This window comes from Chryseobacterium sp. RR2-3-20 (assembly GCF_017808115.1).
In the GTDB taxonomy this organism is placed as follows: Bacteria; Bacteroidota; Bacteroidia; order Flavobacteriales; family Weeksellaceae; genus Chryseobacterium; species Chryseobacterium oryzae.
In genome coordinates this window covers 1-23,903 of sequence record NZ_JADQBD010000039.1, presented here as the reverse complement: position 1 = coordinate 23,903, position 23,903 = coordinate 1, and the positions used below count along the sequence as shown (strand labels likewise).

General features: G+C 34.1%; 17 protein-coding genes and 4 tRNA genes. 15 read left to right on the top strand and 6 right to left on the bottom strand.

Features of this window, described 5'->3' with window-relative positions; genetic code table 11:
- Positions 1–12: 12 nt before the first annotated feature.
- Both IV513_RS10000 and tsaD read right to left on the bottom strand, forming a co-directional pair.
- Entirely contained in the window at positions 13–423 is a 411-nt protein-coding gene (locus IV513_RS10000) for a hypothetical protein (RefSeq protein WP_209390429.1), read from the bottom strand.
- Positions 423–1,439, bottom strand: a complete 1,017-nt coding sequence (gene tsaD, locus IV513_RS09995) for a tRNA (adenosine(37)-N6)-threonylcarbamoyltransferase complex transferase subunit TsaD (protein ID WP_209390428.1) — start codon at positions 1,437–1,439, stop codon at positions 423–425. Before tsaD ends, IV513_RS10000 begins: the two co-directional genes overlap by 1 nt.
- 4 nt (positions 1,440–1,443) lie before the next feature.
- Between tsaD and IV513_RS09990 the strand changes: the two genes are divergently transcribed.
- The 4 genes from IV513_RS09990 to IV513_RS09975 all read left to right on the top strand — a co-directional run bounded on the left by IV513_RS09990 (position 1,444) and on the right by IV513_RS09975 (position 7,928).
- Positions 1,444–6,231: a translocation/assembly module TamB domain-containing protein gene (locus IV513_RS09990; RefSeq protein ID WP_209390427.1), complete on the top strand. Its 4,788-nt coding sequence runs from the start codon at positions 1,444–1,446 to the stop codon at positions 6,229–6,231.
- 134 nt (positions 6,232–6,365) lie between these two features.
- Positions 6,366–6,836: an Lrp/AsnC family transcriptional regulator gene (locus IV513_RS09985; protein ID WP_209390426.1), complete on the top strand. Its 471-nt coding sequence runs from the start codon at positions 6,366–6,368 to the stop codon at positions 6,834–6,836.
- 66 nt (positions 6,837–6,902) lie between these two features.
- Complete coding sequence (locus IV513_RS09980) at positions 6,903–7,295, top strand: hypothetical protein (protein WP_209390425.1); 393 nt, start codon at positions 6,903–6,905, stop codon at positions 7,293–7,295.
- A 75-nt stretch (positions 7,296–7,370) separates the two neighbouring features.
- Positions 7,371–7,928, top strand: a complete 558-nt coding sequence (locus IV513_RS09975) for a thioredoxin family protein (protein ID WP_209390437.1) — start codon at positions 7,371–7,373, stop codon at positions 7,926–7,928.
- A gap of 105 nt (positions 7,929–8,033) precedes the next feature.
- On the opposite strand, the gene IV513_RS09970 is transcribed toward IV513_RS09975, so the two are convergent.
- Positions 8,034–9,629 carry a peptide chain release factor 3 gene (locus IV513_RS09970; protein ID WP_209390424.1) on the bottom strand — a complete coding sequence of 532 codons (1,596 nt, stop codon included), beginning with the start codon at positions 9,627–9,629 and terminating at the stop codon, positions 8,034–8,036.
- A gap of 166 nt (positions 9,630–9,795) precedes the next feature.
- Between IV513_RS09970 and IV513_RS09965 the strand changes: the two genes are divergently transcribed.
- Positions 9,796–10,626: a CPBP family intramembrane glutamic endopeptidase gene (locus tag IV513_RS09965; RefSeq protein ID WP_209390423.1), complete on the top strand. Its 831-nt coding sequence runs from the start codon at positions 9,796–9,798 to the stop codon at positions 10,624–10,626.
- An 81-nt stretch (positions 10,627–10,707) separates the two neighbouring features.
- Here the strand turns inward: IV513_RS09965 and IV513_RS09960 are convergent, their stop codons facing one another.
- The 3 genes from IV513_RS09960 to fbp all read right to left on the bottom strand — a co-directional run bounded on the left by IV513_RS09960 (position 10,708) and on the right by fbp (position 14,650).
- Positions 10,708–12,381 (bottom strand): glutamine--tRNA ligase/YqeY domain fusion protein, encoded by a 1,674-nt coding sequence (locus IV513_RS09960; protein WP_209390422.1) that lies wholly within the window; start codon positions 12,379–12,381, stop codon positions 10,708–10,710.
- Between the two features lie 230 nt (positions 12,382–12,611).
- A complete protein-coding gene (locus IV513_RS09955; protein ID WP_209390421.1) occupies positions 12,612–13,634 on the bottom strand; it encodes an o-succinylbenzoate synthase in 1,023 nt (340 codons plus the stop codon).
- Positions 13,634–14,650, bottom strand: coding sequence for a class 1 fructose-bisphosphatase (gene fbp, locus IV513_RS09950; RefSeq protein WP_209390420.1), 1,017 nt, complete (start codon positions 14,648–14,650; stop codon positions 13,634–13,636). Before fbp ends, IV513_RS09955 begins: the two co-directional genes overlap by 1 nt.
- A gap of 316 nt (positions 14,651–14,966) precedes the next feature.
- On the opposite strand from fbp, the gene IV513_RS09945 reads away from it, so the two are divergent.
- From IV513_RS09945 to IV513_RS09900, 10 genes are all read left to right on the top strand, one after another.
- On the top strand, positions 14,967–16,205 hold the full coding sequence (locus IV513_RS09945; RefSeq protein WP_209390419.1) for an aspartate kinase: 1,239 nt from the start codon (positions 14,967–14,969) through the stop codon (positions 16,203–16,205).
- A gap of 22 nt (positions 16,206–16,227) precedes the next feature.
- On the top strand, positions 16,228–18,069 hold the full coding sequence (locus tag IV513_RS09940; RefSeq protein ID WP_209390418.1) for a lysophospholipid acyltransferase family protein: 1,842 nt from the start codon (positions 16,228–16,230) through the stop codon (positions 18,067–18,069).
- 90 nt (positions 18,070–18,159) lie between these two features.
- Positions 18,160–18,232: transfer RNA gene (locus IV513_RS09935), tRNA-Phe, on the top strand.
- A 49-nt stretch (positions 18,233–18,281) separates the two neighbouring features.
- Positions 18,282–18,354 (top strand) — tRNA-Phe (locus IV513_RS09930).
- Between the two features lie 138 nt (positions 18,355–18,492).
- Positions 18,493–19,119: a TetR/AcrR family transcriptional regulator gene (locus IV513_RS09925; protein WP_209390417.1), complete on the top strand. Its 627-nt coding sequence runs from the start codon at positions 18,493–18,495 to the stop codon at positions 19,117–19,119.
- Entirely contained in the window at positions 19,103–20,416 is a 1,314-nt protein-coding gene (locus IV513_RS09920; RefSeq protein WP_209390416.1) for a TolC family protein, read from the top strand. Before IV513_RS09925 ends, IV513_RS09920 begins: the two co-directional genes overlap by 17 nt.
- A 27-nt stretch (positions 20,417–20,443) precedes the next feature.
- Entirely contained in the window at positions 20,444–21,547 is a 1,104-nt protein-coding gene (locus tag IV513_RS09915) for an HlyD family secretion protein (RefSeq protein ID WP_209390415.1), read from the top strand.
- A 90-nt stretch (positions 21,548–21,637) separates the two neighbouring features.
- Positions 21,638–23,215, top strand: coding sequence for a DHA2 family efflux MFS transporter permease subunit (locus tag IV513_RS09910; RefSeq protein ID WP_209390414.1), 1,578 nt, complete (start codon positions 21,638–21,640; stop codon positions 23,213–23,215).
- A gap of 317 nt (positions 23,216–23,532) precedes the next feature.
- Positions 23,533–23,606 (top strand) — tRNA-Asp (locus tag IV513_RS09905).
- A gap of 34 nt (positions 23,607–23,640) precedes the next feature.
- Positions 23,641–23,714 (top strand) — tRNA-Asp (locus IV513_RS09900).
- Positions 23,715–23,903 lie beyond the last annotated feature (189 nt).

The following is a 23,903-nucleotide window of genomic DNA, read 5'->3' as shown; positions in this document are numbered from 1 at the left end:
AATGGTTGTTTTTTAAAATATAATTTCGTTTTCGCTTATAAAAGCTACACCCGTTTTTAATGTTGTATAAACATCACCTTCGCAATCTCTGTAAGAACACATATAGATTTCTTCAACCCAAAGATTATTCATGAATATTAAATTCAAGTATTCCTTTTTTCTTAAATTATTTTTGATGGATAAGTAATCTCCCTCTTTTGGTTCAAAATCAAAATTGAAAACATTTTCAGCATTAATTTTCTCGATAATTTCTTCCTTTATATTTTGAATAAAACCCGTTTCCGAACTCATCATTTGAAAATCATCTTCATCAAATTCTGTTGAAGCATCATTTTTTCCTGTTATTGTTTCTAAAACCCAATAATATTTGGAGTTTTTTTTAGACTGTTTTCCGAGTATTTTTTCTTCTAAAAGAATCTTCATTACAAATCGTATTTGGAGATGGCACTGGTTTTTAAATCTGTAAATTCACCTCTTTCGAATTTCAGTTTTGCCACCATGGCGATCATTGCAGCATTGTCTGTGGTATATTCAAATTTTGGGATATAAATATTCCAGCCTAATCTTTTTTCGTTGTTCTGCATTACCTTTCTTAGTTCAGAATTGGCAGAAACACCTCCTGCAATGGCAACTTCGTTAATATGTAGGTCTTTTGCTGCTTTTTCCAGCTTATTCATTAAAATTTCAATAATGCATTTCTGAACCGAAGCACACAAATCATTCATATTCTCCTTAATAAAGTCAGGGTTTTTCTTTAATTCTTTCTGAATGAAATAAAGAACCGATGTTTTAATTCCGCTGAAAGAATAATCGTAATTCTCTAATTTAGGCTTATTAAATTTAAATGCATCCGGATTGCCTTCTTTTGCTAAACGGTCTATGATAGGACCAGCGGGATAATCTAAGTTAAATATTTTTCCAATTTTGTCGAACGCTTCTCCGGCAGCATCATCGGTTGTTTTGCCAATTATTTCCATATCGAAATAATCTTTCACAAGCACAATCATCGTATGACCGCCACTTACCGTTAGGCATAAAAAAGGAAATTTTGGAGGCACAGGATTTGCATCGTCGATGAAGTGTGCCAAAATATGAGCCTGAAGATGATTTACTTCTATTAAAGGTACATTAAGGCTCATGGCGAGTGATTTTGCAAAAGATGTTCCCACAAGTAAAGATCCCAAAAGTCCGGGACCTCTTGTGAAGCCTATGGCTGAAATTGCATTTTGTTGTATATTTGCTTGGAGTATAGATTTTTCAACAACAGGAATAATATTCTGCTGATGTGCACGAGAAGCAAGCTCGGGAACTACGCCACCATATTCTTTGTGGATTTCCTGGTTGGCTGCGATATTAGAAAGAATAGAATTCCCCTGGATAATAGCTGCTGAAGTGTCATCGCAAGATGATTCGATACCTAAAATTATAGAGTCGCTCATAATAATGGCAAAGTTAGAGAATAATAACGAAAATGAGAATAAAAAATCGGTAGCCGAAAACCTGGGAAATCAGGTTCAGAAAACTGTGGATAACGTTCAGGAAACAGTAAAAGAGGCTGCGGAACTTGCTTCGGATGCAATAAACCATCCCATAGATACAGCTCAGGAATTTGGTAAACAGGCGGCTAAAGATTTCGTAAGTTATTCTTGGTGGGCAAAATTGTTACTTATTCTTTTCTGGACTCTTTTATCTATTGTTATTCTTGTTTTTATTGCCATTAATTTGCCGGTTACCAAAAGATGGGCGGCAGATCAGGCTTTGCAGTTGGTTAATAGAGATTTTAAAGCAGATATGTCCACCGAAAGTGTCGAGGTTAATTTTTTCGGTGATGTTACCATTAAAGGTTTGAAAATTAAAGACTATAAAGGTCTGGATTTTATTAAAGCAAAAGAATTTATCGCCAATTCCGACTGGTTTTCTTTGGCATCCAATATAGGAAAGCATAATTCTTTAAGCTTTAACGGAGTTACCCTTAAAGATGCAGATGTAAGAGTAATTACCTATAAAGGGGACAGTATTTCAAATTTTATAAGATTTACAAAACTTTTCGATAGTGGTAAAAAGCGTGATCCTAAAAAACCTCCTTTTCAGCTTAACTCTAGACTGGAAATTCTTAATTCTAAAATTTCCATTGTCAATGAGAATTCTCCTGGTGAAGCAGGCAAGTGGTTAACTGCAGAGAATGTTAGTTTAATTGCTCCAAAAGTTAAAGTGAATGGTGCAGACATTAACGCAACCATAGATAATTTTACATTTGTTACTAAAAGATGGGGTAAATCTCACTTTGTAGAAACATTTTCTACCGATTTTTCGATGACAGAAGATTTTTTAGCTTTAAAAGATCTTACGCTAAATACCGATCATTCTCTTCTTCAGGGAGATATTAAATTTAATCTACATAATGGTTCTTGGGCAGACTTTACCAATAAAGTAAATTGGGACATGAATATGAAGCTGGGAAGCCAGATAAGCGGCTATGATATTAGTTATTTTGTAACGAACTGGGATAATTTTATTCCGTTTAATGCAAGTGGAAAAATGACTGGTCCCTTGAATAACTTCACTTTAGAAAACTTCCTGATTAGAAACCCTAATGTAAATATTGCTACTAAAAAGCTACAAGCAAAAGACTTGCTGAAAGGTAATTTTTTAATTGAAACCAATAATCTTTCTACAGATTTTACGTACAAAGATCTTAAAGCGATGATGCCGGCTTTTATTTCTTCAAAAATGAAAAATTTTGCAGACGATTTCGGTAAGCTAAAATATAACGGAGCTGCAAGAGTTACTCCAAAACAGGTGTATGTTTCTTCAGGTAATTTAATGACAGGAATTGGTCGGGCGAAGATTTCTAATTTTTCTCTGTCAGATTACAGCTCTACAATGCCTAAATATAAAGGATATGCAGAAGTTAATGATCTTAATACTTCTGTTATCACTAAAAGTAAAGCGGTCGGGCTTATTTCTGGTAAATTCAATTTAGACGGGCAAAGTTTTGATGTCAATACCATGCGTCTGAGTACAAAATCTCAGATTTCTAGCATTGAAATCATGAATAAGGAAATTAATAATGTGGTTTTGGATGGTCTTTTGGATCATAAAAAATACAACGGGCTTATCACCGTAAATGATGAAGAGGCAAAAGCTACGGTTAAAGGCTTAATTGATTTCAGCACCAAAAGAATTTCGGCGAATGTAGATGCCAATGTGGCGTACCTTAATATGAATTATTTCACCGGGAAATCTGGTAGGCAAATCGTAAGCGGAAACGTTAATGGAAAGATGGCGATGTCCGGAATTAATGATCTTACTCTGGATGTGGAAGCTTCGGATGTGAATCTTGCAACAGCAGATCAAAAATATCATATTCAGAAAGCTAATCTTAAAACATTTTTAGAAAACGGTAGCCGTTCAATCGTTGTGAATGCTCCCGGAGCAGTAAACGGTAAAATATCCGGTAAATATAACCTCGGAGATTTGGCGGGAATGGTAGAAAATGGTTTAGGAAAAATTTTAGTAGGTCCAGAACCAAGAAAATTATATCGCGGACAATCTTTTAACATGGATTTTGATGTGGAACAGGGAGTTGTAGCCTATTTTTCACCAGATCTTAAATTGCCACAAGGAGCTAAGGTTGTAGGTGAGTATGATGGAAATTCTAATAATCTCATTCTTAATTTAGACGCTGCTTCTTTGAAGTATATTATGACCAAGAAAGAAGAAATTTCTGAAGCAGACCGACTTTTGGCAGAGGCAAATCCCGATTATAAAACAGACGACCGTATTCGGATTACCCGCGATAGTGCAATGGTAGACAGTATGATGGTGAGAATTAATACTGCCAATGCAGATCAACAACTTTATGCAAAGATTAACAGACTTGAGTATAATAAAAATATTCTAAAAGATCTTGTACTCACGGGGAAGAATGAGAATAATTCTTTGCTTAGAATTGCTACTAATTTTAAATATGGATCTCCTCAGGATGAAATAGAAGAGGATATGCAATCTTATGCAATCAATTTTAATCAGTCAACCAATGCTGCCGGAGATTATGTTTTCAGATTCGAACCTACTGAAATCACTCTTAACAATACAAAATGGGCGGTAGATACAAGTCCAGATTTAGATCAATACATTAGTTATCGCAAGAACACAGGAGATTTTGAAATTAAAAACCTTAAAATATTTTCAGATAATAGTTCGCTGCTCATTAATGAATCTACTTTCAAGTCGGCAAAAGATTTCTATTTGGATGCTGAAGTACAGAATTTTGCTATCGAAAAGATTTTTGATATGCAATCTGGTGGTAACCCAATGGATATAAAAGGGATTGCTAATGGAAATGTGAAAATAAAAATGGATAAAAGCACATTGCAGCCATTGGTAGATCTTACCGTAGATAATATCATGATGAACGGGAACGATATGGGTGATGTTACCATTTCTGCAGTGAACGGTTTTTCTCTAAATGTATATGATGTAGACGTAAAAGTAGCTTCAGCAGGAATTATTGGAGGAAATAATCTACATTTAACCGGAACGGTAAATAATAATACACCTTCTCCAACGATTGATCTGAATACGGAACTCAGAGATTTTGACCTCTCTTTTACACAGCAGTTTGTACAGAATATTTTTGGAAATTTAAGAGGAAAAGCTACTGGAGATCTTAAAATTAAGGGAACTTTTAAAAACCTGGATTATAGTGGGGATATTGCATTGAAAGATTTTGGATTAAAGCTTTTGTTTACAGGAGTAGATTATTCTTTTGATGATACGGTTATTCCTCTTTCCAAAGGTTTGGCGGTTTTGAATAACATTGGTGTAAAAGACGGACGATCCAACTCTCAGGGAACTATTTCCGGAGCGATTCAGTTTGAAACGCTTTCGTCAATGGGAGTCAACTTAGTAATGAGGGCAGATAATCTTCTGATGCTTAATACGGCACAAAAAGATTATGATTTGTTTTGGGGAAGGGTTTATGGACAAGGAGATTTATATGTGGACGGACCGGTTTCTGCACTAAACCTTTCTACTCCAAATATGAAAGCATTGAATGGAAGTACATTTACTTTCAATTCCAGTTCCACATCTAATGTTGATGAGTTTAAAATGCTCAGATTCTTAAAAGAAGGTAAAGACGGTATTGTTACATTAGAAGAAAAGAAAAAATCGGGTTCTAATATGAATATTGATTTTAATGTTGATGTAGATAAAGGAACCACCGTTAACGTTCTCATAGGAGATGATGCAGGAAATATCAGTGTGAAAGGTGCTGCCCAAAATCTAAAATTTCAGATGAGCAGACAGGGAAATATAGCCATGAACGGATCTTATATGGTAGAAAGTGGAACTTTTGTTTCTAAAGTGATTCTCAATAGAACTTTTCAGATTCAGAAAAATAGTAGTATTAGATGGGATGGTGATGCAATGAAACCGGCTTTGGATATTACTGCAAATTATACAAAAACAGTTTCTAATGCCGGTCAGTATCTTAATATGGGACAATTACCACCTATTAATGTTCTACTTCAAATGAAGATTACAAATACTTTAAAAGATCCAATATTGACACCTAATGTTGTCGCACTAGATGTTTCCAGTCAGGTGAAAGAAACATTAGCTGCAAAAATCAATCAGACTGAAGGCGAAAATGTATTGCAGTTCAGTTCTATACTTTTATTGAATTCATTTAATGTTACCAATACAGGAAGTTTCAATATTGATGCGGTTGGAGTTGCAGAATCCTCTGGATATAATATGATATTGAAACAGCTTGGTTCTGTACTGAACACACTGAGTAATGAGTTTCAAATTGACTTGAATTACGTACGCGGAGATCAGTTATCTAATTTTGGCGATAGAGCCAACGCTGGTGTAAGTTTCAACTTTTCTCCTAGAGTTACTGTTAAGACAGGTTTAGGAATACCTTTAACAAGAACTGAAACTGCCAATAATAACTATCTCTCCGGAGAAGGTTCTATAGAATACGATATTTCTAAGAAAAACGATGGTACACTGGTGGTAAGAGGTTATTCTAAGCCTACCAATATCGGTATGGGAGCGGGTACTGTAGGTACCAATGGGTCTGCAAATCAAGCTTATGGAGGTGGTATTGTTTGGAGTAAAAGCTTTAATTCTTTCTTCAAAAAGAAGAAAAAAGACAAAAAGTCAGAGGATGACAGTTCTGTCATAAAAACAGATTCTGTAAAATACAAGCTCAAATAGTTAGAATTTTTTAATGATTTTTATCATCCATGTTAATAATTGTTAATATTTAAGATAATTTTTTTAGTTTAATTATTTTTTTTAATTTTGTAAAAAATTTAAAGATTTTTTAGGAAAAATATAATTTCACTAATATGAACTATCAACTGGACGAAATAGACAAGAAAATTCTTGATTTTCTGGTAGAAAATACAAGAATGCCTTTTACAGAAATTGCTAAGCAGATGGATGTTTCTGCGGGTACAATCCACGTAAGGGTAAAGAAAATGGAAGATGCAGGTATTATTTTAGGATCATCTCTTAACCTTGATTATGGTAAATTAGATTACCATTTCACGGCTTTTATAGGAATTCTTTTAACAAAATCAAACCGTACACAGGAGGTTTTGAAAGAATTATCAACCATTCCGAATGTTATTGAAGCAAGCGTTATCTCAGGAAAATATAATATTTTCTGTAAGGTAAGAGCGAAAAATACAAACGATGCAAAAAGAATTATCTATCAAATAGACGATATTCAGGATGTTATGAGAACTGAAAGTATGATTTCGATGGAAGAATTCCTGAGCGACAAAAACAGATTGATCAACGCGATCTCTATTTAATCAATTTTAACGATATAAATACCGAAGAACTTATGAAATCATTCATAAGTTCTTTATTTTTGCATTATGGAAAAAGAATATAAAGAATACAACTATTTTGATGAAAATCCTAAAAAAGGATGGGGATTTATTCTTACATTGGCATCACTCGTGTTATTCACTTTTATGGGGATAGGTATTGATTTTGACGAGTATCTTCAGCATGAAATCCTCAATATTCCCAAAGGATATTTTTACATTATTTTCTCGGTAAATATTTTGATGCTTGTGGCTATTGTACTCATGTATTTTTATAGGAAAGAAGGGTTGGTGATATTTCCCATCATGCTTTTAACACATTTTTTTATGCAAAATTATTATCTTTCAACATTCTTATATTCAGACGTTATGAATCTCTTTATTTTTACAGGATTCGGAATGTTGGCAATTATTCCCAAATGGAAATTTTTCAGATGGTAATTATAAGTGTTTAAAAAAGACATTTATTGCGATTGAAACAAATTGATAAAATTTTAACTTAATATATTGATTTAAATTATGAATACTCCCTCAAATATGATAGCGTTAGGAACAAAAGCTCCTTTTTTTGAGCTTCCAAACCCCTCCAAAAATAACGAATTACAATCTCTTGACGATTTGAAAGGAGAAAAAGGCACTTTGGTAATCTTTATGTGCAATCATTGCCCGTTTGTTCTTCATGTAATTGATAAATTGACTGAACTATACGAGGACTACAATGAAAGCGGAATAGAATTTATTGCCATAAACGCGAATAATGTAGAAAAGTATCCTGCAGATTCTCCGGAAAAAATGATTGAATTTCAAATTGAAAGAAAATTCGATTTTCCTTATTTATACGATGAAAGCCAGGCGATTGCCAAAGCGTATGATGCGGCATGTACACCAGATTTCTTTTTCTTTGATGAGAAATTGGATCTTATATATCGTGGACAAATGGACGATTCCAGACCGGGTAACCATAAAGAAGTAACGGGAGAAGATTTAATCATTGCTTTTGAAAATCTTTTAATTGGCGAACCACAGGAAGAAATTCAAAGACCAAGTATGGGCTGCAATATTAAATGGAAATAACTTTAATGTAATGAGTAAATCGTAAAGAGATCACTCCATTTTCACAATAAAAAAAGGCTGTTCAAAATTATTTGAACAGCCTTTTTTTATACAATTATTAAATGGTTATGCATTCTGAAATTCACTGATAAAATGCAGTTTTACATTAGGGAACTTCTCCTGTGTCATATGAATAGTAAAAGAAGAATCTGCCAAAAATACTAGCTGGTTATATTTATCTCTTGCCAAAAATCTTTGTTTTAATCTTGCAAACTCCTTAAATTCTTCAGATTTCTCATCGGCTTCAACCCAACATGCTTTATGTATAGAAAGTGGCTCATAAGTGCATTTTGCTCCATATTCGTGCTCTAAACGGTATTGGATAACTTCATACTGAAGTGCACCAACAGTTCCTATAATCTTTCTGTTATTCATTTCAAGCGTAAATAACTGTGCAACGCCTTCATCCATTAGTTGGTCGATTCCTTTTGCCAATTGCTTAGCTTTTAAAGGGTCATTGTTGTTAATATATCTGAAATGTTCAGGAGAGAAGCTCGGAATCCCTTTAAAGCTCAGTTTTTCTCCACCGGTAAGTGTATCACCAATTCGGAAACTTCCGGTATCATGAAGACCTACAATATCTCCCGGGAAACTTTCATCCACTACTTCTTTTTTATCTGCAAAAAATGCATTGGGCGAAGAAAATTTCATCTTTTTACCTTCTCTTACAAGAAGATAGTTTTCGTTTCTCTTAAATGTTCCTGAAACAATTTTAACGAAAGCTAATCTATCTCTATGTTTAGGATCCATATTGGCGTGAATTTTAAATACAAATCCTGTAAATTGATTTTCTTCTGGTTTTACCAAACGGGTATCGCTTTCTTTAGCTTGTGGCATTGGAGCAATATCTATAAAAGCATCCAGCAATTCCCGAACTCCAAAGTTATTTAAGGCAGAACCAAAGAAAACAGGCTGCAAATCTCCTTTCATGTAATCTTCACGGTTAAATTCAGGATAAACAGACTGTACAAGATCGAGTTCTTCTCTTAGTGTAGATGCAGCTTTCTCACCGATGGCTTCATCTATAGACTGGTCATTAATATCATCAAATTTAATAGAGTCTCCAACTTTTTGTTTTTTCTCTTCCAGAAATAACTGAATATTGTTTTCCCAAATATTATAAATCCCCTGAAAGTCGCTTCCCATACCGATTGGTAAAGAAAGCGGACAAACCGTTAATCCTAATTTCTGTTCAACTTCATCCAGCAGATCAAATGCATCTTTTCCTTCGCGGTCTAGTTTATTGATAAAAACCAGCATAGGAATGTTTCTCATTCTGCAAACCTGTACGAGTTTTTCTGTCTGCTCTTCAACCCCTTTTGCAACATCAATCACAACAATTACAGAGTCTACCGCTGTTAAAGTTCTGTAAGTATCTTCTGCAAAATCTTTGTGTCCTGGTGTATCGAGAATATTTATTTTGTGGTCTCTGTATTCAAATGCCAAAACCGAAGTTGCAACGGATATTCCTCTCTGTCTTTCAATTTCCATGAAATCGGAAGTTGCCCCTTTTTTTATTTTGTTAGATTTTACTGCACCTGCTTCCTGAATTGCTCCCCCGAAAAGTAGTAATTTTTCGGTAAGAGTGGTCTTTCCGGCATCCGGGTGAGAGATAATCCCAAAAGTTTTTCTTTTTTCTATTTCTTTGATTAAGTCTGACATATTCTGTTTTGAATTTGCAAAAATCGTGAATTTTAATGGATTGTGAAAATCAAATTATTTTAGACCAACCAGAAAAAAATTCAGCAACCCAATTTTATTTAAAAGCCATTTAAAAGGTATTTTGCTTTCCACAAAAAAATTATCTTTGCCGTGTAATCTTAAAAATATGGAAAAAAGCAGATATCCGAAATTTATTTTTGATTGGGTAGGAGGGTTAATTCTCTTTGCAGGATATATTGTAGGCAGTATGATAGTAGGTTTTGCTGTTTTGGCAGCAAAGTTCTTTTTCAAAATAGATGTTTCGCAGAAACCTTGGTTTTTAATGATGGGAAATGCTTTGGTTTTCCCTTTGATTATTGCTTTTTTTGATTTTTTTGTGGTTAGACCTTCAACGAAAATGAAGCTGAATTTCAATTTTTCAACAACAAATTTTTCTACCTATCTGCTTATTTTTCCGATGATGTTTGGGATGATGCTTATTGGTGAATTTACAACTTCACTTATTCCTACAACAGGGCTTTTTTTTGGATATTTTTATCAGTTTTTCGAAAATCTGATGAAGAGTGTAGTTGAAGATCCGGCAGTTATGATTATCACGACTGTATTTATGGCGCCCATTTTCGAAGAAATTATTTTCAGGGGAATCATTCAGAAAGGAATGATTAATAATGGAGTAAAACCTTGGAAAGCTATCGTGATTTCATCATTTTTATTTGGTCTTATCCATGGCAATCCATGGCAGTTTATTGGTGGAATATTGTTAGGGACAGTTTTAGGATTGGTGTATTATAAAACAAAATCGCTCCTTTTGCCTATGCTTTTGCACGGATTTAACAATTTGTGCTCATCATTGCTTATCTTATTTGTTCAAAAAGAAAGTTTTGCAGAAGTTTTTCATTTGCCTGAATGGATGATTTTACTGATTGGGATTTTCATATTTTATGTATTCTTCTTTTTGTTTACAAGAAAATATAGAGTGCATTACGCCGAGGCATAATTATTTCAGTAAAAATATTAAAATAAAAAAAACAGAGCTTACAATAATAAGCTCTGTTGATGTATATTGTATCAATAAATTTTACTCTGGCTTGTAAGAATCTTTTAAAGTAACAGTTCTGTTGAAAACAAATTGCGTGTCTGTAGAGTCTTGATCTTTAGTGAAATAACCAATTCTTTGAAATTGAAGAGGTTCTCCAACTGCCACATCTTTTAAACTCGGCTCTGCAAACCCCTGAATGGTAGTTACCGATTCCGGATTGATGAAATTAAGGAAGTCTACATCTTTTTCAGCATCAGGCTGTTCTACAGTAAACAATTTATCATAATTTCTCACTTCTACTGGGATAGCGTGTTTTGCAGAAACCCAATGGATAGTTCCTTTTACTTTTCTCAAACTTTCTTCTGTGCCGCTTCCAGACTTAGATTTTTCATCGTAAGTGGCATAAATAGTTGTAATATTTCCGTTTTCGTCTTTTTCTACTCTCTCTCCTTTAATGATATAAGCAGATTTTAAACGGACTTCACCACCTAATTTTAATCTGAAAAACTTATTATTCGCTTCTTCCTTAAAGTCTTCACGCTCGATGTATAATTCCCTAGAAAACGGAATTTCTCTTGTTCCCGCATTCTCCTGTTCAGGATTATTTTCTGTTTCCAGCCATTCTTCCTGTCCTTCAGGATAGTTTTCAATGATTAATTTTATGGGATCCACTACTGTCATTACACGTTTTGCGATTTTGTTTAAATCTTCACGAACGCAGAATTCCAATAACTGCAGTTCTATTAAATTTTCTCTTTTGGCAACTCCCACTTTATCAATAAAATTTCTGATAGAAGTTGGTGTGAAGCCTTTTCTCCTCATCCCGGAAATGGTAGGCATTCTCGGATCGTCCCATCCGTTCACTACATTTTCAGCAATTAATCTTTGCAGTTTTCTTTTGGAAGTAATCATGTAAGAAACATTCATTCTTGCAAATTCTCTCTGCTTGTTTTTCACTTTTCCTTCTTCGTAAACCTGATCCAAATACCAGTTGTAAAGAGGTCTGTGATTTTCGAACTCCAAAGAACATAAAGAATGCGAAATTTGCTCAATATAATCAGATTCTCCATGTGCCCAGTCGTACATAGGGTATATTTTCCATGCAGTTCCTGTTCTGTGGTGAGGTTTATTCAAAATTCTGTACATAACAGGATCACGCATATTCATATTCGGCGAAACCATATCTATTTTTGCACGCAAAGACATAGAGCCACTTTCAAATTCTCCGTTTTTCATTCTCTCGAATAAATCTAAAGATTCTTCAACAGGGCGGTTTCTGTATGGTGATTCAATGCCTGGTTCTGTAGGATTTTTTCTTTGTTCGGTAATGATTTCAGATGGCTGTTCATCCACATACGCTTTTCCTTCTTTTATGAGCTGAACGGCCCAGTCGTAAAGTTGCTGGAAGTAATCGGATGCATACAAGACTTTGTCCCATTTAAATCCTAACCATTCAACGTCTTTCATAATAGAATCTACAAATTCCTGTTCTTCTTTTTCAGGGTTTGTATCGTCGAAACGAAGGTTTACGGGTGCATTGTATTTTTCTCCCAAACCAAAATTGATGCAGATGGCTTTAGTATGACCAACGTGGAGATAACCATTTGGTTCGGGTGGAAATCGGAAACGGATCTCTTCTTGTTTAAGACCATTTGCCAAATCATCTTCTATAATTTGCTCAATAAAATTGAGTGATTTTTTTTCTTCTTCCATTAAATTCACTTTAGTAATCGCAATAAGCGACAATTTGCAAATTTAGTAAATTTAGATGTGCAAAAAAAGTAAAGATTTTTTCACATAAAATTCACCAAGTTTGGATGTTTTTCCCGATCTTAGCAGAACCGATTTAACTAAATATTAACTGTCGATATGAAAAAGTTCAAAAAGAAATTTTCTGAGTTTTTAGACTACATCAAAAAAGCAATTTTTGTGGATGGAGTAGTTTAACTAATTGTAATAATACCGTTTTCGAAGAAAATTTTGTCGCCTTGTAATTGTAAGGTGCTGGGGAAATTATTTGTAAATAAATTGCCTGTACCTAATCCTTGCGGCATATTGCTTTTCTTCGTGAATGTGTATTGAGAAATTGCATTCAGCCCAATATTACTTTCTAAAGCGGAGGTAATCCACCAACCTATATTGTGTTTTTCTGCAAGTGAAATCCATTCATCAGAGCCGGAAAATCCACCAATTAATGCAGGTTTTAGAATAATATATTGCGGACGAATTATTTCCAGAAGCTCCTGTTTCTTTTGAATATCTAAAATTCCTATTAGTTCTTCGTCCAGTGCAATAGGTGTTTCCGTATTACTGCATAATTCTGCCATATCTTTCCAATTTCCAGCTTTTATGGGCTGTTCTATGGAATGAATTTCTAGATTGGCTAATTGTTTCAATACTGTTTTAGCTTCTTCTTTATTAAAACCACCATTGGCGTCCACACGGAGCTCAAGTTGATTTTTAGAAAATTTCGCTCTTAATTTTTGAAGAATTGTATGTTCAGATTTCCAGTCGACACCTATTTTCAGTTTGATGCAGTGGAAGCCATCTTGCAGTTTTTCACGAATTTGTTCTTCCATATAATCTGCATCTCCCATCCAGATAAGTCCGTTAATGGTAATAGCCGATTTTCCTTCTGTAAATTCGCTGGGAAAATATATGTTTTCGCTATGTTTTAAATTAAGCATTGCCTGTTCGTAACCAAACCAAATAGAAGGGTAGTTTTTTAAATGCTCTTTTAAAATTTCAGTTTTCTGCTGAATATTCTCACAAAGCCACTGTAATTTTTCTTCATAGTCGGGTTGGTCATCAAAACTTAATCCTCTGAAAACGGCACATTCGCCAATTCCTTTTTTTTGATTGTCGGAAATTTCGAGAATAAAGGTTTCTTTATCAAGCAAAACGCCACGAGATGTTCCACTCGGGCGTTTGAAGTTTAATAGATATCTGTAATATTTTGCTGTCATTACTTAACGCTGTCGATTCTCATGAATTCTTCTGCTTTTTCTACCATTTCTACAGAACCACAGAAAAAAGGTATTCTTTGGTGAAGTTCTGTAGGTTCAATTTCCAGAATTCTTCGGAATCCGTCTGAAGCTTTAGCACCCGCCTGTTCTGCCAAAAATGCCATCGGATTGCATTCGTATAATAAACGAAGTTTTCCATTAGGTGCCTGAGAATAAGATGGATAGATGTAAATTCCGCCTTTCAGCATATTTCTATGAAAATCTGCCACCAATGAGCCAATATATCGTGATGTATACGGTCTGTCTCCTTCTTCCATCTGGCAGTATTTTAAATAATTCTTTACTCCCTGAGGAAATTTAATGTAGTTTCCTTCGTTAATAGAATAGATTTTTCCGGTTTTAGGAAAAGTCATATTCGGGTGAGAAAGATAATAAGTTCCTAAAGAAGGATCTAATGTAAAGCCGTTTACTCCGTTTCCGGTAGTATAAACAATCATGGTAGAAGAACCATAAATAACGTATCCTGCCGCAATCTGATTGATTCCCTTTTGTAAGAAATCTTCAATCTGAACGGGAGTTCCTGGTTCTGTTACTCTTCTGTAAATAGAGAAAATAGTTCCCACAGATACATTTACATCAATATTGGAGGATCCGTCTAAAGGATCTATGAGAACAACATATTTGCTTAGGTGTCCGTTTTCGCCACATTTAATATCGATGAAGTCATCATTTTCCTCAGAAGCAATTCCGCACACAACTTCTCTTTGAGATAATGCTGTAATGAAAATATCGTTGGCTATTACATCTAATTTCTGCTGTTCTTCTCCCTGTATGTTTTCATTTCCTGCTTTCCCGATAATATCTGCAATTCCTGCTTTGTTTACTTCACGGTTTACTACTTTAGAAGCTAGTCTTATTGCACTCAGAAGTCGAGAAAATTCTCCCGTAGAATACTGGAAGTCATCCTGTTTATCAATAAGAAATTCCCCTAAGGTCTGTAATGGCTGCTCTGACATGTTTTCCTTTTTTTACGATTTCTCCAAATTTCGTAAAAATAATTACATTTGAAACAAAAAATTAACAAAAGACTTAATTTACTTATTTTTAGGTGTTTATGAGTAGGTTTTATCTTGAGCTTATCATTTTTTAAGAAACACTGTATGCAGATTCTATGTTAAGAAATGGTGAAATTTAAAGATTTGTCAATTTTAATAAAATCTTAAGGTGGTGTCTGTAAGAGGGTATTTCATATCTCGGCGTAAATTTATAATTTTGTGACCCGTAAAAAACTGTCGTTCATTTTTTTCTAACAATTTTATTTCTAAGTATTTAATGAAAATTTTTAAGTTTGGTGGAGCGTCTGTAAAAGATGCTGAAAGTGTAAAAAACGTATCTATGGTTCTTGAAAGCCAAGGCTTTGAAAAATGTCTTCTTGTAATTTCTGCAATGGGCAAAACAACCAATGAGCTGGAAAAAGTTGTTGAGCTTTACTTCAGTAAACAGAACTACCAAACCGAAATTGAAAAAATAAAACGAAAACATATTGAAATTGCTGAAGGATTATTCCCTCAAAGTCATGCAGTTTTTTCGGAAATAAATCTATTTTTTGATGATATAGATTCTTTTTTAAGAAGAAATAAGTCTCCTAATTATAATTTTGTTTACGATCAGGTAGTAAGTTGTGGTGAAATGATTTCTACAAAGATTGTAAGTGAGTATCTTAATGAAATTCAGTTTAAAAACCAGTGGCTGGATGCAAGAGATTACATTAAAACCGATAACTCTTACAGAGACGGTATTGTAAACTGGGAGAAAACGGAAGAATTTATTGCTCATTTAAGCAAAGATATATGTTATGTTACTCAGGGATTTATTGGTTCTGATGAAAACAATTTTACTGTAACTTTGGGAAGGGAAGGTTCAGATTATTCTGCTGCAATCTTCGCTTATTGCCTTAATGCCGAAGCAATGACGATTTGGAAGGATGTTCCGGGAGTAATGACCGGAGATCCAAGAAAATTTGATGATGTTGCCTTACTTTCTAATATTTCTTACGAAGAGGCAATAGAAATGGCTTATTACGGAGCAAGCGTAATTCATCCTAAAACTTTACAGCCATTAAAACAAAAAAATATTCCTTTTTATGTGAAGTCTTTTGTAGATCCGTCTAAAGAAGGTACTAAAGTTGGAATTTCAGATAAAAATCAAAACGAAGAATCTTATATCCTGAAAGAAGGACAGACTTTACTGAAAATTTCTACAAGAGATTTTTCATTTATTGCCGAAGATCACATGTCTTTAATTTTTAATAATCTGGCTAAATATAAAATTAAAGTTTCTCTCATGCAGAATTCTGCGATATCATTAGAATTCTGCCTTGAAGATAAATTTAATAATATAGATGAACTTAATGAAGAGCTTCAGAAAATTTTCAAAACAGATGTTGTAAAAAATGTATCTTTATTTACGGTAAGAAATGCAAAAAAAGATAACATCGACAAATTTTACCAAGGAAAAAACGTATTATTGGAGCAAATAGCAAAAAATACGTTACAAATGGTAACACAATAAAACTAATTTCGACTAAACACACATGAGCTTAATCTCGAAAAATGATTTAATACAAGCTTCCGGTCTAAGTAAAATAGGTTTTCTGAAAAATCCTGTCGCTTCTGCCGTAATGAGTATTACCAAGATAAATGAAGTTAACAGACTTTACGATAAACTGAAAGATAAAAAGGGAAAAGACTTTTTCGATTCTTTTGTGCGTGAAAGAAATTTAAGCTACATCGCTTTTGAGGAAGATTTGGCAAAAATACCCAAAACAGGACCTTTCATATTAGTTTCTAATCATCCGCTGGGTGCAATAGATGGTATTCTGATGTGTAAAATTCTGTCAGAAATTCGTCCGGATTTTAAAGTAATGGGAAATTTTCTTTTGGAGAAAATAAAGCCAATGGAGCCTTATGTAATTCCCGTAAATCCTTTTGAGGGAAGAAAGGAGATCAGAAACAGTGCTTCAGGGATGCGAGAAACTCTTAAACATCTGGAGAATGGTGGTTGTGTAGGCATTTTCCCGGCAGGAGAAGTTTCTAATAAAAATAATCCTTATGGTGAAATTTTAGATAAAGATTGGGAAAAACCCGCATTAAAACTTATAAGGATGGCAAAAGTGCTTGTAGTTCCTATGTATTTCCATGCCAAGAACAGTACTTTATTTTATCAGATTGCTAAGATTCATCCCAATTTACAGACTCTTATGTTGCCTTCAGAAATGATGAACGACAGAGAAAAGCCCATCAGAATCCGTATAGGTCGTCCTATCTCTGTGAAGGTTATGGATGAAATGGAAAGTATTGAAGAATTGGGAGAGTTTTTAAAGACCAAAGTCTATATGATGAAGTCTTATTATGAAAAAAGAAAATCTTTAGCCCAATCTATTAATCTTAAAAATTTGTCGTTAAAATTTCCTCTTTTAAAGGAAGAAAACATTGTACAGAATATTATAGATGAAACTCCTAAAGAAGATATTCTGAAAGATATCTCTAAACTGAGAGGAACAGACAGAATGCTTTTCACTAACGGAAACTACGAAATTTACTTTACACCTTACGACGAAATTCCTTCGGTAATGAGGGAAATCGGAAGACAAAGGGAACTTACTTTCAGAGCTGTAGGAGAGGGCAGTAATCTACCGTTCGATTTAGACGAATACGATCAACACTATCATCATCTTTTTCTGTGGGATAACTCAGCGGAAAAATTGGCTGGAGCGTACCGTATGGCACTCGGCAGAGATGTAATGAAAAGATTCGGAATAAAAGGGTTTTATACGAGTTCTTTATTTGAGTTTGAACAGGATATTCATCCTTTCTTCAAAAAAGTTATAGAAATGGGAAGAGCTTATATAAGTGAAGAATATCAGCAGAAACCGCTTCCTTTATTTCTTCTTTGGCGTGGCATTGTACATGTTTGCTTAAGAAATCCGGATCATAAATTTTTAATGGGCGGAGTAAGTATCTCCAATAAATTTTCGGAGTTTTCTAAATCTCTTATGATAGAGTTTATGCGGTCCAATTATTATGATTCTGCGGTGGCACAATATATTACTCCCAAAAACGATTTTAAAGTAAAACTGAGAGATAGAGATAAACTTCTTTTTCTTAATGAAATGAATGCAGATCTTAATAAGCTGGATAAGTTTATTGATGATCTTGAACCAGAGCTCAGAATGCCTGTTTTAATAAAAAAATACATCAAGCAGAATGCAAAGGTTATTGCCTTTAATGTAGATCCAAATTTCAATGATGCAATAGATGGATTGATGTATATTCGTATAAGCGATCTTCCCGAAAGTACCATAAAGCCTGTTTTGGAAGAGATGAGCGAGCATATAAGAAAAGAACAGGAAAATAATCAGACTGAAAATCAGTAAGTTTTTGTTTTTGCTGAAAAAACTTTGCTTAATATTTGCTTCATATAGCAAAACTTACTACTTTTGCAACACTTTAAAACAAAGAAGTAAGGTTTCTTAGCTCAGTTGGTAGAGCAACGGACTGAAAATCCGTGTGTCCCTGGTTCGATCCCTGGAGAAACCACTTTTAAAACCGCCTGTTAAAGGGCGGTTTTAATTTCAGAGTTTTAATTGGTTTCTTAGCTCAGTTGGTAGAGCAACGGACTGAAAATCCGTGTGTCCCTGGTTCGATCCCTGGAGAAACCACTTTCAAAATATTTTAAAAACAACCTTCATAATTTAATGAAGGTTTTTTTGTTTTGAATAATAATGAAATAAAATCAATCAAACGTTTGATTTTATAAAATTAAAATGTTACTTTGCGCCCGCAAAACATTAAAGTTTATGATTTCAAAAGAAGAAAATATTTTATTTGCTGCCGAAAAACTCTTTGCTGAAAAGGGTTTTGAGGGAACTTCTACCAGAGAAATATCCAAAGCTGCGAATGTTAATATCTCGATGATCTCTTATTATTTTGGTTCTAAAGAAAAGCTTTATGAGAAACTCGTGGAATACAGAACCAATGAAGGACAGTTTTTTGCCAAAGATATTTTAGAAAGAACAGATATTAATGAATGGGAGAAAATGATGATTATTGTAGATAAGTTTGCCAGCAGAATACGCGAGCATAAATGTTTCTACAGAATAATGCAGCGCGAGCAGCTGTATAGTGAAAACTTGAAAATTGTAAAATATTTAAAAAACACAAAACTTATTTTCCTGAACATTTATTCTAAAATTTTAGAAAAAGGGATAAGCAACGGTATTTTCAAAAAAAATCCACCTCTTTATCTTTTACATTCTACCATTAGCGGAACCTTGTTTTATGCCTCTAATTCTAAAGAAATGTACAAAGAATTTCTTAAAAATGAGGAGCCGGATGAAGTATTCAATCAACATTACTACAAAGAACTTACACAACACATTAAACATATTTTAAAAGACCTTTTAGGTTATGAAGAAAATAAATAACTCCGCTATTGCTCTATTGTTTTTTGGAGCAGTGCATTTTTTCCACGCGCAGGAAGTTAAACAGTTGAGTCTGGATGAAGCCGTACAGCTTGGTATATCTAACAGCAAAAGTCTAAAAATAGATGCTGCGAAAATAGAAGAAGCAACTGCAGATCTTTTGGAAGCTAAAAACAGGCAATTGCCGGAACTTAAGGTTTCAGGAAGCTATATGTATCTCCCTTTAAAGCCTTCCATTGATCTGAAAATACCAGGTGTTTCTGCTGCGGGCGGACCGGAAGTTCATCAGGTTGCTTTTGGTTCTGCAAATCTTAGTATTCCTGTTTACAGTGGAGGAAGAATTAAATACGGAATTCAATCTGCTAAATATTTGGTGGAGGCTTCTAAATTGAGTTCAGAAAATGACAAAATTGCGATTGCGTACAATGTCGCTCAGGCATATAATAATCTGTTTAAAGCTAATCAGGCAATTAAAGTTTTAGAGGAAAATCTTACCGCATCACAAAAAAGAGACGAAACATTTCTGAAACTTGAAAATAATGGTGTCATTGCAAGAAACGACCGTTTAAAGGCTAATCTTCAGACTTCTAATATTGAACTTCAACTTCTGGAAGCTAAAAACAATTATAATATTGCTAATATAAATATGGATTTGCTTTTAGGACTACCAGAAACTACAGAACTGAAAGTTGATGAAAATTATATTGATGAGAATTCAGATTTAAAACCTGTATCATATTATCTTTCTGAAGCACAACAAAACCGTAAAGATCTTCAAGCTATCGACCAACAGAGAAAAGCCGCCGAACTCGGAACTAAAGCTGCTAAAGCTGAAAATCTTCCATCAATAGCACTAACCGGAGGTTACATCGCAGCAGATATTCCGAAATTTCTCACAGTATATAATGCTCTAAATTTTGGAGTGGGAATTTCTTATAATCTGTCTAACATTTGGAAGAAAAACTCTTCTCTTCAACAATCGAAAGCAAGAGAAATGCAGCTATCTGCCACAAATGAGTTATTAAACGATAATATTAAACTAGAAGTTAATAAAGAATATCAGAATTCAGATTATTCTAAAAAAAGAATCTCCGTTTTCGAAAAGTCTGCAGAACAGGCAAATGAAAATTACAGAATTACTAAAAACAAATATGATAACGGTCTTGCAACCATGACTGAACTCTTGGATGCAGACGCTGCACAGATTGCTGCCAATGTTGGAGTTATAAATGCTAAAGCAGATGCTGCACTTGCTTACAGAAAACTTTTACAGACTACAGGAACTTTAACAATCAAATAATAATTAAAACAAAGAATATCATCCAAAATGGAAAATAATAATACACAAAACGCACAGCCGAAAAAGAAAAAAAGTTTGGTTTTTCCAATTATTTTAGCTGTCGTTGTCATCGGTGGCGGAATTTTCGGTTACAGATCATATAGTTACAGTCAATATCATGAAGAAACCGATGATGCACAGATTGCATCGAATATGAGCCCTGTAATATCTAAAATTTCAGGCTATGTTTCAGAAATTAAAGTAAAAGACAATCAATTTGTAAAAAAAGGAGATACTTTGGTTATTCTGGATAATAAAGATCAGAAAATGGCTCTTGAACAAGCTGTTGCCGCGTTAGGAACTGCCAAAAGTAATATTTCTTCTGCACAGTCTGCTACCAATGCAACTTCTCAGAATATCAGCAGTTCTGAAGCTGCCGTAAAAACTGCGAATGCTCAAATTGAAGCTGCTAAAGTAAATGTTTGGAAAACATCTCAGGATTTGAAAAGATATGAGATTTTAGTAAAAGATCATTCCATAACACAACAGCAATACGAGCAGGCTCTAGCTGCCAAACAATCTGCAGACAAGCAGTTACAGGTATTAGTAGATCAGAAAAACCAAATTGCACAGCAAACCAATATCGCTTCTTCACAAACAGCGGCAAGTTCTCAGCAAATTTCGGTTGCAGGTTCTGTAGCTAAGCAAAGAGAAGTAGATGTGGAAAACGCAAAACTGAATCTTTCTTATACAGTAATTTTAGCTCCTGAAGATGGTTTTGTGGGTAAAGTTCCCATTCAGAGAGGGCAATTTTTACAGGCAGGTTCCCAACTTTTTTCTTTGGTGAAAAATGATCAGAAATGGGTGATTGCCAACTTTAAAGAAACTCAGGTTTCAAAAATGGTGGAAGGACAAAAAGTAAAAATTGAAATTGATGCTTTTCCAGACCAAGATTTTGAAGGTAAAGTAAGCTCATTTTCTCCGGCAACAGGATCAACTTTTTCTATTCTGCCTCCGGATAATGCAAGTGGAAACTTTGTAAAAGTAGTTCAGAGACTTCCTGTGAAAATAGATTTTGTAAATCTTGATAAATCTATCGCTCATAAATTGAGAACCGGAATGAACGTAAAAGCAGAAGTTTCTCTTAAATAATTAAATATTAAAGAATTAAGAAGTTGAATTTAAAGTTTTCTGATTTTCAGATTTCTCAATCTCTACATTTTTTAATAAACTAAAAATAATATGCAAGATTCATTAGTAGAATATGGTGCAAGAAGGGTAATTATTACAATTACTGCCATTCTTTGTGCTTTGCTGGAAATCGTAGATTCTACGATTGTGAATGTCGCTCTTAATGAGATGAAGGGTAATCTTGGAGCTACACTTTCTGAGGTTGGATGGGTAATTACAGCCTATGCAATCGGAAACGTAATCATCGTTCCTATGACGAGCTGGCTTTCACAGCAATTTGGAAGACGAAATTATTTTGCAGCATCCATTATTATATTTACTTTATTCTCCTTTTTATGCGGAAACGCAACCAATATCTGGGAACTGGTATTTTTCAGGTTGATGCAGGGAATTGGTGGCGGAGCTTTACTGGTAACCTCACAAACAATAATTACAGAGTCTTATCCCGTTGAAAAACGCAGTATGGCTCAGGCAATTTACGGTTTGGGAGTAATTATCGGTCCTACTTTAGGTCCGCCTTTGGGAGGATATATTGTAGATAATTACAGTTGGCCTTATATTTTTTACATTAATATTCCAATTGGGATTGCAGCTACTTTAATGACACTTCAATTCGTGAAAAGTCCAAAATTTTCAGAGAAAAGAAAAGTATCTGATGTAGATTGGTTAGGAATTGCCCTGTTAGCATTAACGGTAGGTTCATTACAGTTTATTTTAGAAAGAGGTCATGAAGAAGACTGGTTCGAAAGTGGTGTAATTGTAACCTTTACCGCAACAGCAGTTTTAGGATTTATACTGTTTCTCTGGAGAGAACTTACCTTTAAATACCCCATTGTAGAACTTCGGGTTTTAAAGAATGGAAATTTAAGGATAGGAACCGTAATGTCATTTGTTTTAGGATTTGGGTTGTACGGATCTACATTTATAGTCCCTTTGTATACTCAAAGTATTTTGGGTTGGACGGCATTACAATCTGGTGCATTAATGATTCCTGCAGCATTAACAACTGCATTTATGATGCCTATTATTGGTAAGTTATTATCAAGAGGAGCAAAACAGCAGATTTTGGTATCTTTAGGATTATTTATATTTTTCGTTTACAGTTTTTGGGGTTATAAAATCCTTACACCCGATACAAGTAAAGATGCATTCTTTTGGATGCTTATTGTAAGAGGAATGGGATTAGGACTACTTTTTATACCTATAACCTCACTATCTTTAAGCACTTTAAAAGGTCAGGAAATAGGGCAGGGTGCAGCTTTTACAGGTATGATGAGGCAATTGGGAGGATCTTTTGGGATTGCTGCAATTACAACATTTATTGCCAACGCCAGCCAAAAGTATAGGCTTAATTTAATAAGCCATCTCGATTCTAATGATTTTGATGTACAGCAAAGAATACAAGGATTAAAAGCGAGTTTTATTGCTAAAGGAATGACTCCTGATGCAGCATTGAATGCAGCTTACAAAATTCTGGATCTTAATGTCACAAAACAGGCAACTGTATTATCTTATATGGATGTATTTCTCTATTTGGGAATTGCTTTCCTAGTCTGTATTCCTTTTATTCTTTTCATTAGAGAAAGAAAAAGTAAAGAAAAAATAGATTTAAGTGAAGCATTGCACTAAAAATAAAAACCTTTGAATTTTTTCAGAGGTTTTTTTTATGGAAAATAAGTGTTTTTGAGTTTGTAGTTGATGATATTTTTTGTCCAACCAAATAGAAATTATCTTATTTAAACTATCCTTCAACCCTTTTAAATAAAGGATTTAATTACCTGTTTTACTTTTTAGTTTACAGTTTTACTATAAAAAACTATTTTGATAATCTGTTATTTAGCTTAAATATTAAAAATATTCTTAGTAAGAATTTGCAGATTCCTAAAAAAGCTATATATTTGCAACCACAATAATCGAAGATAGCTTTTTCCAAGAATATTGTTAAAGATCCGGTAGTTCAGCTGGTTAGAATGCCGCCCTGTCACGGCGGAGGTCGCGGGTTCGAGTCCCGTCCGGATCGCTTAAGTTTTTACAATTTTAACTTTAAAAAAATTGATCCGGTAGTTCAGCTGGTTAGAATGCCGCCCTGTCACGGCGGAGGTCGCGGGTTCGAGTCCCGTCCGGATCGCAAGCAGAAATGCAAATTATTACAAAATCCTTTAAATCCTGAGATTTGAAGGGTTTTTATTTTTGCTCTAATTGCAGATTTCGGCAATTATTGGATCAGTTTCAAAAGTTGGGGATTAATATTAAAAATTGATATTTTTGCAGAGGATGAAAACAGAAGACCTACTCAAGTTATTATTGCCTGAATACT

Excerpts from the sequence above, each read along its gene's own strand:
- fbp (WP_209390420.1), bottom strand. The coding sequence starts at position 14,650 with ATGTCAGAGCAGCCATTACAGACCTTAGGGGAATTTCTTATTGATAAA.
- IV513_RS09980 (WP_209390425.1), top strand. The coding sequence starts at position 6,903 with ATGGAAAAAGAATATAAAGAATACAACTATTTTGATGAAAATCCTAAA.
- IV513_RS09985 (WP_209390426.1), top strand. The coding sequence starts at position 6,366 with ATGAACTATCAACTGGACGAAATAGACAAGAAAATTCTTGATTTTCTG.
- IV513_RS09945 (WP_209390419.1), top strand. The coding sequence starts at position 14,967 with ATGAAAATTTTTAAGTTTGGTGGAGCGTCTGTAAAAGATGCTGAAAGT.
- IV513_RS10000 (WP_209390429.1), bottom strand. The coding sequence starts at position 423 with ATGAAGATTCTTTTAGAAGAAAAAATACTCGGAAAACAGTCTAAAAAA.
- IV513_RS09990 (WP_209390427.1), top strand. The coding sequence starts at position 1,444 with ATGGCAAAGTTAGAGAATAATAACGAAAATGAGAATAAAAAATCGGTA.
- IV513_RS09970 (WP_209390424.1), bottom strand. The coding sequence starts at position 9,629 with ATGTCAGACTTAATCAAAGAAATAGAAAAAAGAAAAACTTTTGGGATT.
- IV513_RS09955 (WP_209390421.1), bottom strand. The coding sequence starts at position 13,634 with ATGACAGCAAAATATTACAGATATCTATTAAACTTCAAACGCCCGAGT.
- IV513_RS09910 (WP_209390414.1), top strand. The coding sequence starts at position 21,638 with ATGCAAGATTCATTAGTAGAATATGGTGCAAGAAGGGTAATTATTACA.
- IV513_RS09940 (WP_209390418.1), top strand. The coding sequence starts at position 16,228 with ATGAGCTTAATCTCGAAAAATGATTTAATACAAGCTTCCGGTCTAAGT.
- IV513_RS09960 (WP_209390422.1), bottom strand. The coding sequence starts at position 12,381 with ATGGAAGAAGAAAAAAAATCACTCAATTTTATTGAGCAAATTATAGAA.
- IV513_RS09925 (WP_209390417.1), top strand. The coding sequence starts at position 18,493 with ATGATTTCAAAAGAAGAAAATATTTTATTTGCTGCCGAAAAACTCTTT.
- IV513_RS09915 (WP_209390415.1), top strand. The coding sequence starts at position 20,444 with ATGGAAAATAATAATACACAAAACGCACAGCCGAAAAAGAAAAAAAGT.
- IV513_RS09920 (WP_209390416.1), top strand. The coding sequence starts at position 19,103 with ATGAAGAAAATAAATAACTCCGCTATTGCTCTATTGTTTTTTGGAGCA.
- tsaD (WP_209390428.1), bottom strand. The coding sequence starts at position 1,439 with ATGAGCGACTCTATAATTTTAGGTATCGAATCATCTTGCGATGACACT.
- IV513_RS09965 (WP_209390423.1), top strand. The coding sequence starts at position 9,796 with ATGGAAAAAAGCAGATATCCGAAATTTATTTTTGATTGGGTAGGAGGG.